This is a genomic window from Allomuricauda sp. ARW1Y1 (assembly GCF_013407935.1).
In the GTDB taxonomy this organism is placed as follows: Bacteria; Bacteroidota; Bacteroidia; order Flavobacteriales; family Flavobacteriaceae; genus Flagellimonas.
Window position 1 is genome coordinate 20,773 of record NZ_JACBZU010000005.1, and the last position, 16,263, is coordinate 37,035.

Consider the following 16,263-nt stretch of genomic DNA (forward strand, 5'->3'; position numbering starts at 1 on the left):
AGAAACAATAATAATTCTTAATTCAAAGTGCCATATATCCAAGATTATGGAATAAACCCCAAATTGGACTATACGTTATCGGATCCTTGTTTTGATATCAGAAAAAAAGAGACGATGCATTCATAATCGCTTTTTCAAACTGATGTCAAAAGGGTCGTCACCATTTCGGGGCTTGATTTTTAGTATGAGGGTATCCAAACGCTCCCTATCCCCTTTACCCGCAAGAAATTCACAAAGTTCTTGCGACACTCCATTTACTTCCAAAATTTCATCCCCATAATGGATTTTATCCTTTAGTGGCTCATCCCAAACAAATCCAATGACGGGTTTATCACCATCGACAGTTGCTGTAAAACCAAAACCAGGGTTGGAACTATTTTTGATATGGGAATCAACCTGGAAATAAAACTTTTTCTTTCTGTAATCCAGTGTCATCGTGCCATAGTTGAGCAGTTCCGCACCAATTTTAGAATCAGTGTCATTGGTGGTAGTGGTGATGTAATCGGTCAAGCTAAGGTTCCCCAATTGAAACTTGGGCAAGACCAACCGATAATGCTCCGCTCTCGGTCCCTTGCCAAAAAGACCAACCGAACCCGCTCCTATGCCCTTACCCACCTCCTGAAATAATTTCTTATCCTTTAGAATCGTGTAGTTGGTCTTGGAGATGGCATACAGTTTATCCATTCCCGTATCCACCAGCACCCTTTCACGAGCCTTATCCGTCCCTTTGAGGCCAATCCAGATATAGGGACTGTTTTGAATACCCAATAACTCCATTGGAGCGGAAGTAGCCTGGGACAATGACAATATATTTGCTTTATTGGCCAGTCTCAGTATTTTTCTTTTACCATCCAGTTGGATGACCGATTTACGGAGCATATTACTTCCTATGATCCCATCAATTCCATAACACTTAAATACGGGATCATGATTAAAATCGAAGACCAGTGATGGGGTCTGAAGGAATTCAACGTTTCCTATCTTCAAACTTTCCAATGAGACCACTTCAAGGAACTTCTTATTACCGGTTGCATCCCTGACGCCTATCGACCCTGCTACTTTTGGCTCCAATAAATCAACCAAATCTTTGGAGATCATATTGGGTGCCCCGGTGTCAAGAATGAAGGTGTAGGTGGTACCGGCGATGCTTACGGGCACCAATATCTTTCCTTTGGAAACATCAAATTTGATTTCCTCCAAATAGCTTTTCGGGCTAACCTTTCCCCGGTCCAATCGTATATTCTGCGCCCTTGTATACGAATTATGGAATACCAGGAACAACAGTAAAACAATTGCTCTTCCCATAAATTGCTTCAAAATACACAACTTATACCACAAATCATCGGTTCGTTTTCATTGGCAAGCAAAATCATGATTCCTTTTTATGGGTAAACATCATCTGACGGTATGGGCAATATTTCGTAGATAACCAAAAAAGGGTGGGCTTGATCATATCATCAGAGGGCTAATTCAAAAAATCAATCAATGAGAACAAAAATTAATGGATAAACTGTATGTTCCGAACTGAAAGAAGATGTATGTCGCTACCCATCCCTTATAATGCTTTGGCACAAAGCAAGTACTTTCTTTCAGAGCATTGGTATATACTTATAATACGTAACATCCAATTTTAACATGTGTAACATCAATCCAAGGAAGCATGGGCCACTCCCATTGCCCATCGTCACCAAACTCCATGATATTGGGGGCAAAAGAAACCATTCAAAGCAGGACGAAAACGGGATACCCAGACCAAAAAGGACCGAACCCATTACCCACCTCGATAAGAGATATAATACCCATGATTCCAATGCAGGTTAGGATGAATTATCGTTGAAGCTCACTTAAATAATCGGTGTCCCCTTGGTCAAAGGTGCTATCTAAAAAAGTCCCTCAGACTGAAGTACTTCTTCAATGGCGATTGTAATTTCCATCGTAGGATAGGGTCTGATGTTCCCCAAGACCACGATCAAGACCTCATCATTCAAATACCGATGGATGTTACAGATATATCCGTACATGGAACCTCCATGCCTGACAAGCTTACCTAGGCCATCCCTTTCCGTATTGCGATGATATGACTTGACCTTAAAACCATATCCATAGCCACCAAAGGCGGATGGAGAACCGTCGAATAAGAGTTGTTTGCTCCTCGCGTTTACCAAGATATTTGAATATAACGCGAGATCCCACTTGGATATATCCCCGACATTGGAATAGATATCACCACCCCCTTTGGCATAGGCTATATAATTTTCATCGGCCCTAACAAACTTACCCGACTCCAGATCATAGCCCAAGGCCTTGTCCACTGCTTTAGATGCGGTTCGTTCTACCCCTGTATACTTCATTTTCAGCGGTTTAAAAATATGCTTTTCCAAATAGTCCTTGTACGGCATTTGGGCGACCCGTTCCAAGACAAGAGCCGCCAATTGGTAATTGAGATTGGAATATTCATAACGTGTCCCCGGTTCAAAGGAAAGCGGAACAGAATTGTATAACGAAATAAGTTCTTGGCTTGAAATATCCCGATGTTCCAGTTTCGTAATCCGATTGAGGTGGACAGGCAATCCCGACGCATTTTTCATCAACAAATGCAACGTCAATTGCCCAAGCTCCTGGTTCAGTTCAGGTATATAAGTGGAAAGCGGTTCATGCAGTTCCAACAATCCATCCTCCCACGCCTGCATTACGGCAATGGCGGTAAAGGACTTTGTTGCCGACCCGATCAAAAACTTGGTATTCACTGTATTTGGAACCCCTTTTTCCCGGTCGGCCATTCCAAAGGCTTTCTCATACAGTACTATTCCTTGCTTGGCGACCAATACGGTCCCACTAAACTGGTTCTTCGCATGATATCCTTCCAACATATCATCCAGTTGTCTTTTAAGGGTATCCTGTCCCATGACGGGACCGCAGAATAAGACAACAGCAAACCAAACCAAAACTCCTTGAACTTGTTTCATCTTACTAGCGTATTTTATTTCCATCCATATCATACCATACAACTCCCGATCCCTGCCCCTTATCATCATAGGTATATTTGATATAGGCAGCACCGTTGTCCTTTCGATTGACCAGATTCCCATGGCTGTCCAGATAACTGATCTGCTCAAGAAGATCATCTCCATTATAGCTATACCTAACTTTATGGTAACCCCTTGTACGATGTTCGATCGGGGTACCATCCATATCATAATAGGATAAGGCATCCCTTTGATTGCCCGAAGCATCCCATTGGATCTTCAACATATGATAACCTGCACTGGAATGGCGGGAAGCGTTGCCTTTCTCATCATAAAACCGTCGCTCGATGATATTGCCGAATTGATCAAAATCCGTCTTACTTTGACAGATTCCATAGTCATTATAAATGAGCTTATGATGCTCATCCCGATGCTCCAAGGCGACCTCATAACCATATTCATTAAATTCTTGGATTCCAATGGCCACATTGGGCCCATTCCCCTTTTCCAAGGCAGAATTGTTATCCAACACTTCCCATTGCACAAAATTCCCCTCCGCATTGGTTGTGATTCGGTCTTGGGAAGCTCCTGAGCTGTTTTCCACAAGATTCCCATCATCATCAATATTTTGCATAAGGGCTATATGGCCCAAAGGGTTGAAGTACAGCCTTAACCTATAAAATTCAAAGCCCGGGCGAATGGCCACAGATTCCCCTTTGGTATTAAACCGGTCCTCGATAATACTGCCATCTCCCAGATAGGTCCACTGATAGGTAGCAATCCCCCAATCATTTTCCACTTGTTGGTCTTTATCATCGATAAACGCCAAGGATTTCCGATACCCCTTATCATCCAAGGAATAGACAAACTCCCTACAGTCACCCAGCACTTTGATTTGTTGGCCAGCGGTTCCATAAAAGGTAATGCTTTCTTTGTCCGACCCATAGGTGAATTCCATACGGTGTGCCGAGGTGAATAGGTTCGCCGTATGGTTTGGGTTTCTTGGATTTTGGCCATTGTAAAAAGCTACCGAAACCAATCGATGCAATACATCATATGTAAAGCGGTAATGGTTGCGTTGGAGTGCCTCTTCTTCTGTTAACGGAATACTCCCTTTAATATAGGTCAAGGGGGTTTCTACAAATGCGATTGTGGAATAATAATAAACGGTCGTTGCAAACGGGGCCTTTTTTGTCATTCCCTTGGTCGTACAAGACAACAGTAGGCCCATTATGCTCATTAAAAAAAATCTTTTCATGTCACTTCAATTTTATGATTGAGCACACGAAATTCGTAACAAAACAATAGCTATTTCACTTTGAGACCCCAAAACAAGAGCCAATTCAAGAATTGCTACCGGTTTGTGAGGTCAAGAACTGGTTTGGGGTCATTCCCGTCGCCTTTTTAAAAGCTCTAAAAAAACCTGATTTGGATGTGAAACCTGCCAAGTTACCTATGGCTTCCAGGGTGAAAGACCTGTTGGCAGTATCCAACATCAATCGTTTTGCCTCCTCTACCCGGTAGCCATTTACAAAATCCACAAAACTACAATCGAGTTTGGCATTGATGGACTGTGATAGGTATTTTGGATTGGTACCGATCAATGCGGATAGTTCCGTTAAACCAAGACTTTGCTTTTTATATAGCAGCTCATCCTCAATTTTCCGTTTAGCCTTATCAACAATGGCCCCATAGGCAGACACGGGCAAAGCGCTCCCAGAATATTTGGCCGATGGAAATAAGGTGCTTCCCGTATTGACCATCAGGGCCAAAATGGAGATAAGCAATATCAAGAAAGATAAAAAGCCAATATCCACTGGCCATTCGACCATGGAATAACCAGATAGGTTATGAACGATGCTATAGGTAGGGTTGGAAAACTGATTGAACAGGAAATAGACGATAATAATTAGGGATAAGAGGTTCAACAACCGAAGGGATGGCCTATCCGAAGTACCTTTTTGGAACCTATAAAATTGGATTCCAATCACACTCAGAAAAGCCAAAGGAATCAAGGTGGATTTGAGTAAACTTATGGGGTTTCTCCAATAATTGTAGGGTCCCGGTCTCTTATCCTGATAGAACAGCTCGAGCATTTGTATTTTTTCCTGGGATGGAATGGTCACCGCGTAGATGAACACATAAAGGGCATATAACCCAAAACCATATAAAAGAAGAAGATACCAATGCTTGTATCTTGGATTGGGATATGTAATCGAGCTAAAGAAGAGCAATAACAAAGGGTATACCAACAGGTTGTGGAGGCGCCCAGGAAGATAAATCCAAGGCACATCCAACATCGTTCCACTTAGAATCAAAACTTTATACAACAATTCAAGTCCCAAAACGATAAGGCACCCGTAAAGGTATAGGTAGCCATCATTTTGGAATCTTTTTTGAAAAAGGAAAAACAGAGCCAAAAAAATGGCCAACAATCCAAAACCAGAACCAAAGATGGAAATCAAGTCCATAAAAGCGTAATTGACCCAGTCTCCACCAAAGATATAAAAGAATAAACGGTCATTTCTTCAACTGATTCTTACTACGGGGAGTGTTTGAAATTAGCAACAGACCAATCAACATTGTTTCATTTCGTTAAATATAGTTGTTATCCTCGATACATGTTTCGGATTCAATTTTTCCAATGCAATCGAAACAAATCTATCATTAGATTCGATGCCCGGGCAAACATGCCTTTTTTATTGCATTTGATTCCTCGCATCATCCAGCCTTTCTCCTTTTATAAGAGCTAACGAAAGTTCCTTTGCTTTTTCGGCTTCAATTGCTATATCCGGATCAACACCTTTCCCTTCAATCCTACCCATACGCGTAGCGTAATAATCGGCAATGGGGAGAGACAATTGAAGACCTTGTGGCAAGTCAAACATTTTCTGAGAGAGCATTTCTCCAGCAGTGGTCTGACCTATTATGGTGACATTTTCCAAATGTGCCAGGGCATCCACTGTAAATTCAGCAGCACTGGCCGTTCTGTTGCTTATCAAAACATAAACAGGGCCTTGGAACTGAGGAGACATTGGTTTGATTTGTACTCGGGTCAGTGGCTTGTCCTGGACGTCTTTCCAGAACGACCTAATGGACCAACCCTCCCAAGACGGTAAGTCCTTAACATCTTTAACAGTGGGTTCTTCGGTATGGTTATTCCACCATTTTTGGGAAACAAACATTCCAATATCAATGGTATCGGAGGTCAAATGTCCCATCAATGGAATTCCAGCAAATGTACCCCCTTCATTGTTCCGAAGGTCTATAATCAAGGTATCCGTCCTTTTTTGGGCAATCTGCCGATACGCGTCGAACACCTGTTCTTGTGTGTCCACGCCCATCATGGTGTTCACGGTAAGTATTGCCGTATTGTTCATCCATTCCAAGTTGACACCGTTTCCACCGACTCTTAAGGAATCGATATAATTGGCCATTTCCTCTGCTGGTTGTTGCATTATTGCCAACCTAACATGGGAAAAAGGCCCTTCCGTCCAAAGCTGATTGTACCCCTCGATAAACTCTTCCTTTGTTTTTGAGGTCAAGGCAAGTTCCTTGGCCTTACCTTCCAACGCAATATATGCATTGGAACCAAGTTGTTCAGGATTATAGTGATATGTTGACATCAAACTGGATATACTATCTGCAACGGTCATTAATTCAACATTGATTTCCTCCATTTTTTGAGTTGAAGGTTTCTTTTTACAAGCAGATACGATGACTAGCAAAAATATAATACTGATTTTTTTCATGTTGATTTTGATTATTTGATTTGATGAATGAAAGCATATGGCCATTTCGCCGCTTATTTAGTTTATTATTACTTGTTTCAATAGTTTGGGCAAACACTACTTTTCCCCAACCATTAATGTATTGCTTTTGTTGAATTTTTTGAATTGGACAACCCTCCCTTGTTCGTCCCTAACATAGTTGATTTTATGAACCCCCGTACCTTTATGTTCCGCGGGATTTCCATCCTTATCAAAATAAGTCTCCGATAACAAATATCGCCCATCTTCAGACCACTCCCATGTACGCCTAGCATAGTTATTGTTTGCATTCATTGGCTTCCCATCTCCGTCCCGAAACTCCAACAGTACCCTATTTCCGAATCGATCTACCTCAAAATGCCATATCTGGGCTCCAGACCAATGGGTAGCGGGTCGGCCATCCACATCAAAGAATATAATATTTTCCAGGCCACAGGGGTAATAGGTGTTCCGTTCGCCCGAGGTATGGGACGGTCCCGTTGTTCGCTGGCCATTGGCATCATAGACCTCCCATCGCTGAAACCTGCCTTGGTCATCATAATAGTAAACATATTGAGCCACTCCGCTGGGAGTGTTGATGACGTCTCCTTTTTCATCCACTTGCTGCAGTGTCCCAAAATAACCCTGATCATTAAAATACATTTTAGTTCTTCCAAGCAGAAAATCACCTCGCAAAGGGACGATTTCTCCTTCACTGTCCAGGCGTTCTTCTATAATGCCTCCATCTTGCTGGTGTGACCAACGATATTCTTGCACGCCAAACATGTCCGTGGTATGCGCCCCTTTGGTATCCAAGAAGGACAATAAGATGTTTCTACCCTGCTCATCTTTTTCATAGACCTTTTGATAAATATCCCCTTGAACAGTGGTCCGATTTCCAAACCGATCATAAAAACTGTGCCTTTCAAGATTGTCATGATATGAAACTTTTGTCAAAGGAGCATTGATATAAAGATTCCCGAAAAAGCCTTCAAACTCTTTATAGTGGTCCCCTATTTTAATATGGGCGGCAATTACCCTGTTCCTTTTGTCATAATCCAATTTAAGATGGATTCGTTTGCTTGCCTCCTCCGCGGTTATCGGGCAGGCCCCTTTAAAGGAGAGATAAGGAGATTCCCAGAAGGGCAAATTGGCAAAAAAGGTTTCATGATGGACAGTTGATGATTCTTGAGCTGATATGCTCATTGAGGAAATCAGTGCCAACGCCATCAAAAGGTGTGAAACACGAACCATATACTCAGTTTAATTTAATAATTGTCATTTTTTAATTAAAGCCATAGGAAGGTGGCGCAATATGATTCAAACGTAGGTACAAAACTGCTTTTGCCCTATGATTGGTAATATGGTCCCTCATAAAAAGTAAAGATTGCCATTTGGAAAGTGGAAAGGCCCCATGTTTTTTACCCGTGGTTTTTACATCAGCATCCGATAGATTTGCCATACCTTCGATAATAGTTTGAAATGCGCCTTCCAACTCCGTGATAATTTCCGCTTTAGTCATAGGGGCAGCATCCTTTTCCCTTCCCCCATAATTTTCCTCCAAGATAAATCTTGTATACATGGATAATAGGCTATTGGACATATGTGTCATTTGCTGGCCAAAACTTTTAACGTCTTTAACTGGTTTATAGTTATATCTTTCCTCTGGCATCTGTCGGGCTACATCAAGTTTTCGTTCCTTTGCCAGCTTCCAAACTTCCAATTGGTTTCGAGTAAAATCAAAGTTCTCCTGGGCATAGCAGGGGCCGGAAAAGGTTGTAAAAAGCACTGCGATTAGTACTATATTTTTCATATGATTATTCATTTTAATTTAAATACTATTATTGTGTTTGCTTATTTTTTGCTATCAAAGAAGTCCTATACCACGCAAACAAAAGATTTGGCACCCAACACAACCAAGCAACCATCCGATAAGCGACTATAAAGTCATCCATGAACACCAATAATATAGGTAACCACACGCGCAAAGTAACCGCTGCAAAGCAGGCTGCATAACTGTAATGCATGAAAATCTGGTGCTTAATCACAGCTCCTTTCTTAATGTATCGATAAGCAAGAAAAGTGCTTACGAACCAAATAATTCCCAGTGAAATGAATCCCATTTGTGCGGCGATACCCCCGGTGGCCGAAAAAGCAATCCCAATACCACAAAGTGCACTGATCACAGCTGAAACACTATACACCTTTCCCACATTTCTGTGAAGCTTGACTCTTTTTTTGCGCAGCCGTTTGCTAAACTGTGTCCATCCCACAAGTAATGCGATTCCACCAAAAACGATATGGCCGTAAAACCCAGTGTTCCAAAGGCCGTCCAACAATAATTCCGGCGATTTCGTCGCCAGCAAACCGACATTTTTGGCCCCAAACAAATACTTGATAGGATATAGGCTCACCACGATACATAAAAAGCCAAATATGACCCATAATCCCTTTCGTATGATAGCTCTAAGACCCAATGTTAATCTCCTTATAGTTTTGATCAAAATATATCTTTCCTGACATACTGCCATCCTCGGTATGCTCAGATTTCATTTGGGTAAAAAAGTTCTCGTTATTCACCATGAAACATATGGTTACATAAACCCTTTTCATGAGATAATGGTACTGTGTACTTTTCATGGATTATCAATTTTAAATGAACTATTTATTGCCTATGATTTTCTTAAAATATTCAGTAGAAGCTGGCTCGAACACCATGGTGTCCGTTTTTTGGTCAATATATCCCAAGGATACCAAGCCGACCAATTGGCCCTGATTATCAAAAACGGGTCCTCCACTGCAGCCATTGTAGGTCCCCTTTGGCACATCCAGACTTAAATTTCCGGCTTCCGTATATCCCTTAAAAGCTCCTTCGACTCTCACCGGATGGTTGCTTCCATAGGGATATCCCATAAAATAAAGACGTTCCCCTACTTTTAATACGTTGGACCTTATCTCAAAAAGATGGATTCCGCTTGGAACTTCTGTATGGGTATCAAAGACCAACCAATCTCCATTGGGCGGCATGGCCAAGGGCTCTGCACTATCTTCGTTAATAAGCTTCCCAGCAGAAATCTTTATTTTCGGATTGGATTTTGACACAAAGGACCATGACTCCAAATCATCTCCAAAACTTATGGTTTTCATGGCATCGGTCTTGGCGAAGAACAACACGTGTTTTGCAGTACACGCATATATTTGATTTTTATACTTTAGTAAAAACCCACTTCCTGCATGACCGTTGTCAAACTTGGCGGACTTAAATCGGACATCACACACAAGCACTGAATCCTGCTGGGCCATAGCCCACTTGGAAACTAGTAGGCACAATAAAAAAGCTACGATTGTTCTTTTCATAAATATTGGTTTTGATGATCTCGCATAAAAGGGATGTCTTGTCCCCCATTACGCCCATTAGAGCGAAATCGACAATTGGGATCCAAAAGCTCAAAAACCTCATGGGTATCATAAGGCTTCATGCTCGATTTCCATTGGATACCCCAAGTGTCCGGATGGATTGATTTTGCTCTACCTATCCAAAGACCCCCATCAACTCTCGTTTTCCCTGCGTTAGCACCAATCACAATACCGCTCCGCTTCATGTTGATAGGGTCTATGGCTATAGTAAAGGTTATTTTGATTTTTGAGCTATAGGCCACCGAACCCATAGTACCGTGATTATGATTATAGAACAAGTCGATTAGTGGATAACTTTCCCACGCTCCCTTATCGACAATCCCATTTCCTTTAATGGAGGATTGTCCTTTTGCGATGGAATATGGATAGGATACAAGCATATCTGGTTCAGTAGCATGGACCCACTGTAGGGAACCCATAAAGTTGAACCAGACTAAACACTGATATATCCAAAAGCTGTTCGCTGGCACTGATTAAAAATTTGCATACACTTTTATGATTGTGGCAATTAACTGCCATTTGTTCCAAACAAACCTATTGTGAAAAGACTTCCAATTCGTCCTGATTTCTACAATTGCAGAAATCCGAACCTGATTTAACGATATTTAACATCGTGGCCGAAGTATAAATGATCCATGTACGATGATTGTTAAATGACATCGCCGTGCCTGGGAATTATTTATACCACAAAGAAATACAGGCTTTTATTTTTGACCTATAGTAAATCGGATTGATTGGATGTAGTCGGGGAGTATTTACAGATTAGCAATCAGAAAAAAATAACCCTTCAATCCTAAAAATTGAAGGGTTATTTATACATGAAAACACTTGAATCGGTTCCTTCATCAATTATATATAGAAACCAAAATCACAGCGGGGGACACTTATCAATTCTGGTCCGCAGGTGACAAGTTTGGGTTGGCATCCAACTCCGCTTGTGGGATCTTAAAAATCCAATCATCGTTCACCGATGGACGCTCCACTTGGTACGCCTCTTGGTAAAGTACGGCAGATGCTCCGGAACCACCGTCGGCAGCATGGTCGATTCCCTCGTCCCATCTGATTTTATCGGTGTAGCCGAAACCTTCGCCCCACAATTCCAATCGTCTTTGGAACTTGATATGCTCCATCATGGACTCTTGGGTGTTGTAGATAGTCACATCGTAAGCACTATCGCGCTCTTCCCCCAATGGTCTCAAAGCCTCTTGGGCACCTGGGATATCGTTCAACATCGCCTTGGCCTCCGCCTCGATCAAATACATCTCGGAAGCACGCATGTAGATTATATCATCAGGATCGGTCGAACCGGGATTGGCATTTTTCAACTTAAAGTGCATATACGGATGCTGGTTAAAGGCATTATTGATACCGTAAGTTGCATTGATCTCAGCTCTTTTTGCAAAATAGCCCTCTAGATCATTCGCATAATTTGGGTCCCTTGGTAGACCGGTATTGGGGTCAAGACCTCCTTGGTTGTTGGCCGCGGAACTGTTGGTGTTCGGCGCATCTGAAAGGAAGACATCCCTTCTGTAATCCGTAGCAGGAATGGCATCCACCAATCTTCTATCGGCAATCTTTGGGTTGTTCCTGATCTGGCTACCGTTGAAGGTATTTGTGGTCAAGTAAAAATATGATCTAAAATAAGTGGTCTCTGCTGTAATCACATTGCTACCCCAAATGACCTCAGAAAGATTGTTGGAGTTGAAACCGGACTTCCAATCGTCCTCCCCCATCAAAGGATAGTTCTGGCGGGCCATCACGGCAGCATCGGCGGCTGTTTGCCAGTCACCTTTTGAAAGTGCGGTACGGGCCAAAAGACCGTAGGCCACATCGATGTTCAATTGGGACTTGGTCTCAGGTCCACCGCTTGGTCTTCCCGTACCTTCCTCAAAACGATCGATGGCAGCAGCTAGGTCAGCCTCGATCTGGTCATAGATCTCCTGAACGGTCGATCTTGGCTCACTCGTAAAGGGAGACTCCGAAGAGAACAACAATGGTACACCAGGGTCGCTTGCAGGATTTCCGATCAAGTACCCCTTGGCATAGTGCTGCACCAAAGAAAGATAGGCGTAGGCCCTATAGGTGTAGGCCTGTCCCAAAATCTCGTTCAACTGTGGTGACTCCACCAAGGTTCCGTCGGTTCCCCTGTTGATCAATAGGTTGGCCCCCAAGATGATGTTGTACCTGTGGTACCACAACAATTCGCAGGTGAATGAGGTCTGATCCGTATGTGAGTTCCACTGCATCTCCGTTCTCCAACCCAAGTTATTGGCATTGGCGGAGTGGATCAAACCTCCGGAAAGGTTATCGCCCAGTGGCACCCAGTAGTGATTGTTAGCCCTTGAATCATCACCCCCAGGGAATATGGTCTGTGACTGTGAATACAGTCCACGGTGCAGCCCGTTCAATATCAGCTGCATGTTATCCTCATTGGCCAATGCATCGGAGGCAGAAATGGCGTCCGTGGGCGTTGTTTCCAAAAAGTCGTCGTCGCATGAAGTTATGGCGATCCCTAGGAAAGCCAGTAACATTAGGTTTATTTTTCTTAACATCATTTGAATTTTTTAAAAAGTTACGTTCAGCCCCATTGAGATGATACGGGCAGGGTTAAAGTCATTGCTATTACCATCACCTGCTAGGTTGAACTGTGGGTTGAGTCCTTTTCGCTCACTCTTGGTATATAGGTTTTCACCGGTAAGAGAAATCCTTAACTGGTCAAGGCCAAGTTGGTTGGCGATCTTGCTGTCAAAGGTATAGCCCAAGTTCACGTTGCGCAGTGCCCAGAATGAGGCATCCGTCAGGAAACGTTCGGATTGTCTTCTCACCAAGTTAGGGTTACCGTTTTCCATTCGTGGAACATCGGTGATGTCACCAGGTTGTCTCCATGCCCTCAAAATGTCAGGGTGCAAGGAGCTACCATAATTACCGCTGTGCATCATGGCAGCGTATCCATTGTCCAACACGCTACCGCCGATACCGTAGTTGATCAAGAAATCAAAGGAAAATCCTTTGTAGCTGATGCTGTTGGCAATAGATCCCAATAGGTCAGGGATGGAGCTGTCACCTGTATAGGCACGCTCGGTATCCTGCCAGTCGCTGGTCGTGGCAATGTCACCATTGGCATCCAACACGGGAACACTGTTTCCGTTCTCGTCCAATTCGTACTGTAGGAACAACTGGTCCCCAGTTTCTGGATCAACCCCTGCGGTTCGCAATAAGTAGAAATCAAACCTTGAACGTCCCACATCCCATCGTTGTTCACCTTCCACAAATGGAGAAGGTAAGCTGGTAATCTCGTTCTTGAAGGTCGAGGCCTGCAAGGTCACGTTCCATCTAAAATCGGACTTGTCGAACAGGTTGGCGGTCAAAGCCATTTCCCAACCGGAGTTGTACATATCCCCGACGTTCACGGGAACCTCGTTCAGACCATTACTAGGAGCAATGGGCAGATTGTACAAAAGATCGGAGGAATTTCTTTTGTAGTATTCCACGGAACCGTCCAAAAAGCTGTTAAACAAGGTGAACTCCAAAGCAACATCAAAGTTTTCGATGGTCTCCCACTGTAAGTTGGGGTTGCCTATATCGGTATAAATGATAGCAGGGTCCCCCGCGTTGGCCGTAATCGAAAATCTTGGCTGTGAAAGAAAGAAATCCAATAGATCATCGTTACCTACCTCACCATAGGAAGCCCTTAATTTCAATTGGTTGATTACTTCGGAATCCTGCAGAAAGTTTTCTTGGTCAATCCTCCAAGATCCACCAACGGAATAGAAGGTACCCCATCGGGTATCTGCATCAAATACGGAAGAACCATCACGACGAACGGAACCACTGATATAGTATTTGTTCTTGTAATTGTAGTTGACCCTGGAGAAGTATCCCTCGATACTTTTTCGCGTTGAAGACCCTCCAAGTGCTACAATACTGGAAAAATTATCGAACTCATAGATGCCACTGGCTGCCTGTAAAATAGACATGCCGTTGTTTGAAGAGAAGGTCCTGTCAAAGCTTTCGTGACCTGCAGTAATGTCGAGGTTGTGGTCACCGAAGCTCTTGTTATAGGTAAGGATTTGGTTAAAGTTCTCCACCTGCCTTCTGCTTCTCACTTCCCTGTATCGGCCATCAGGCTGGGCATCCCCGATCAATGCATTTTCATACTCCTTTGCCAGGCCCTCATTGATATCCCTGCCATAGTTCAAACGCAGGCTCAGACCATCAAGGATCTCTTGCTCGGCAAAGAACCGGAAGCCATAGGTATTGTCCCTATTTCGCATATCATTGAGCAAAAGCTCCTGAAGGGCATGACGTCCCTGACTGATAGGCCTGGATCCAATGTTATATTCCGGAAAGCCTTCTCCACTGTCGAACACGCGATTGCCATTGGCGTCCCTTACGATATTACCCTGAAGATCGTTGACGTAAACAGGATATATGGAACCTATGTTCTTGGCAAAACCAAAAGGATTTGCAATACTGTTCTGGCCGGCAGATCGAGGCGCAACTGCTTCGGTAATTGCCAAGTTGGCACTACCACCGATGGTCAATTTATCGTTTACGTCGAACTCCGCGTTCAGACGGGTGGTCAAACGATCAAAACCTGAAGTGACCACATAACTTTCCTCGTCCAAGTAAGAAGCGGAGAAGAATACCTTGTGATCGTCGCCACCACCTGAAACGTTCACGTTATAGTTTTGGCGCACACCTGTCCGGGAAAGTACATCGTACCAATTAAGGCTATTGTATATCACATTGGCATTCGGGTTCAATTGACCGTCCGTACCCACAATCTGGTCATTGGGCACATTGAACGGGTTGTATCCCAAAGCATTGTAAATGTTTGCCGATGCAAAAGCGGGATCTCCGCCTCCGGCACTGGAATTCTTCAAAGCCTCCCACATGGTCTCGTAATAATCGCCGGGGGAAAGTTCCGGATAAAAGGGAATGGACGTGTCCACCAATCCGTACTGCATGGAAGCATTTACTTGGACTCCCCCTTTTCTACCGCTCTTCGTGGTAATGATCACCACACCGTTCGCCGCACGGGAACCGTACAGGGAGGTAGAAGCGGCGTCCTTTAGGATGGTGAAGGACTCGATATCCTCCTGGTTGATGGTGTTCAGTTCACCCTCGTACTGTACCCCGTCCACGATGTACAAGGGGTCGGTATCACCGTTCAGTGTCCCAACACCGCGGATAACAATGCCCGGGGAAGTCCCTGGACCTTGTGCCGATGTGAACTGTACCCCTGTCGCACGCCCTTCGATGGCCGCTACCGGGGAGGTCACATTCCTAATGGAAAGCTCCTCCGCTCCAACGACACTGGCGGAACCCGTAAAGGCTTCCTTGGTACTGGTACCATAAGCGGTAACAATGACCTCTTCCAGCGCCTGGGCGTCTTCTTCCATTTGTACATTGATTGTGTTGGAAGCCCCTACCGTTCTTTCGACGGTCCGCTGCCCTAAATAACTAAAGCGCAGTACATCACCCGTACTTACCCCAATGGAATAGTTACCGTCAAAATCGGTCTGTGTACCCGTGGTGGTCCCTACAACGACCACGGAAACCCCTGGCAGGGGCTGATTCGAGGTATCGGTCACTTGACCTGACACCGTTTTTTCCTGTGCTTGCAGCCCTAGACATAGGAAGAATGCCGCGATGGCCACATAGCATCGAATTCTGAATTTCATAAATCTTGTTTTTGTTAACATTAGTTTTGAATTAGTCCAATTGGAAAGGGAGTGCAGGGAGTTCCTTATTTGGTGACTAGCTCAAAAAACATTCAATAAATGAGAACAGAGTTCAATGGATTTAATTCGTTCCCTAATGAAAGAAGGCATATTCCCTGCCCAACCCTTATACAATTGTGGGATCAAAAAAAAGGCATTGAAAAAGGACTTAGGTAAAACTTTATAAGATGTAACGCAACATTTGACAGATTGTAACATGGTTGAGAAAACCCCAGTATCTAAGGTACTAGCACGATAATCAGCAATAAAAATCACGCCCATGACCCCTACTCAAAACAACAATTGGGGAAAGCAGACCTTTCTGGCTACATATCAAGAAAAGGAAGGTGTAACTATTGTATAAGGAAATCATAATTTCATGAACTGAGAACGACGTATTGGTTT

General features: G+C 43.6%; 13 protein-coding genes. 1 reads left to right on the forward strand and 12 read right to left on the reverse strand.

Features of this window, described 5'->3' with window-relative positions:
• Positions 1 to 120 precede the first annotated feature (120 nt).
• Positions 121 to 1,305, reverse strand: coding sequence for an aspartyl protease family protein (locus GGE08_RS13090; protein ID WP_179385340.1), 1,185 nt, complete (start codon positions 1,303 to 1,305; stop codon positions 121 to 123).
• A gap of 330 nt (positions 1,306 to 1,635) precedes the next feature.
• Between GGE08_RS13090 and GGE08_RS13095 the strand changes: the two genes are divergently transcribed.
• Entirely contained in the window at positions 1,636 to 1,821 is a 186-nt protein-coding gene (locus GGE08_RS13095) for a hypothetical protein (RefSeq protein WP_179385341.1), read from the forward strand.
• 59 nt (positions 1,822 to 1,880) lie between these two features.
• On the opposite strand, the gene GGE08_RS13100 is transcribed toward GGE08_RS13095, so the two are convergent.
• From GGE08_RS13100 to GGE08_RS13150, 11 genes are all read right to left on the reverse strand, one after another.
• On the reverse strand, positions 1,881 to 2,966 hold the full coding sequence (locus tag GGE08_RS13100) for a serine hydrolase domain-containing protein (protein WP_179385342.1): 1,086 nt from the start codon (positions 2,964 to 2,966) through the stop codon (positions 1,881 to 1,883).
• Positions 2,967 to 2,970: 4 nt separating this feature from the next.
• A complete protein-coding gene (locus tag GGE08_RS13105; RefSeq protein WP_179385343.1) occupies positions 2,971 to 4,224 on the reverse strand; it encodes a hypothetical protein in 1,254 nt (417 codons plus the stop codon).
• 85 nt (positions 4,225 to 4,309) lie between these two features.
• Positions 4,310 to 5,437 carry a helix-turn-helix domain-containing protein gene (locus GGE08_RS13110; protein WP_179385344.1) on the reverse strand — a complete coding sequence of 376 codons (1,128 nt, stop codon included), beginning with the start codon at positions 5,435 to 5,437 and terminating at the stop codon, positions 4,310 to 4,312.
• A 228-nt stretch (positions 5,438 to 5,665) separates the two neighbouring features.
• Complete coding sequence (locus GGE08_RS13115; protein ID WP_179385345.1) at positions 5,666 to 6,646, reverse strand: S41 family peptidase; 981 nt, start codon at positions 6,644 to 6,646, stop codon at positions 5,666 to 5,668.
• 168 nt (positions 6,647 to 6,814) lie between these two features.
• On the reverse strand, positions 6,815 to 7,969 hold the full coding sequence (locus GGE08_RS13120) for a hypothetical protein (protein ID WP_179385346.1): 1,155 nt from the start codon (positions 7,967 to 7,969) through the stop codon (positions 6,815 to 6,817).
• Positions 7,970 to 8,000: 31 nt separating this feature from the next.
• Complete coding sequence (locus GGE08_RS13125; protein WP_179385347.1) at positions 8,001 to 8,528, reverse strand: DinB family protein; 528 nt, start codon at positions 8,526 to 8,528, stop codon at positions 8,001 to 8,003.
• 28 nt (positions 8,529 to 8,556) lie between these two features.
• Positions 8,557 to 9,219 (reverse strand): DUF2306 domain-containing protein, encoded by a 663-nt coding sequence (locus GGE08_RS13130; RefSeq protein ID WP_257024033.1) that lies wholly within the window; start codon positions 9,217 to 9,219, stop codon positions 8,557 to 8,559.
• Between the two features lie 157 nt (positions 9,220 to 9,376).
• Positions 9,377 to 10,072, reverse strand: coding sequence for a serine protease (locus GGE08_RS13135; RefSeq protein WP_179385349.1), 696 nt, complete (start codon positions 10,070 to 10,072; stop codon positions 9,377 to 9,379).
• Positions 10,069 to 10,551, reverse strand: a complete 483-nt coding sequence (locus GGE08_RS13140; RefSeq protein WP_179385350.1) for a hypothetical protein — start codon at positions 10,549 to 10,551, stop codon at positions 10,069 to 10,071. Before GGE08_RS13140 ends, GGE08_RS13135 begins: the two co-directional genes overlap by 4 nt.
• Before the next feature lie 468 nt (positions 10,552 to 11,019).
• Positions 11,020 to 12,684: a RagB/SusD family nutrient uptake outer membrane protein gene (locus GGE08_RS13145; protein WP_179385351.1), complete on the reverse strand. Its 1,665-nt coding sequence runs from the start codon at positions 12,682 to 12,684 to the stop codon at positions 11,020 to 11,022.
• Between the two features lie 12 nt (positions 12,685 to 12,696).
• Entirely contained in the window at positions 12,697 to 15,819 is a 3,123-nt protein-coding gene (locus tag GGE08_RS13150) for a SusC/RagA family TonB-linked outer membrane protein (protein ID WP_179385352.1), read from the reverse strand.
• Positions 15,820 to 16,263 lie beyond the last annotated feature (444 nt).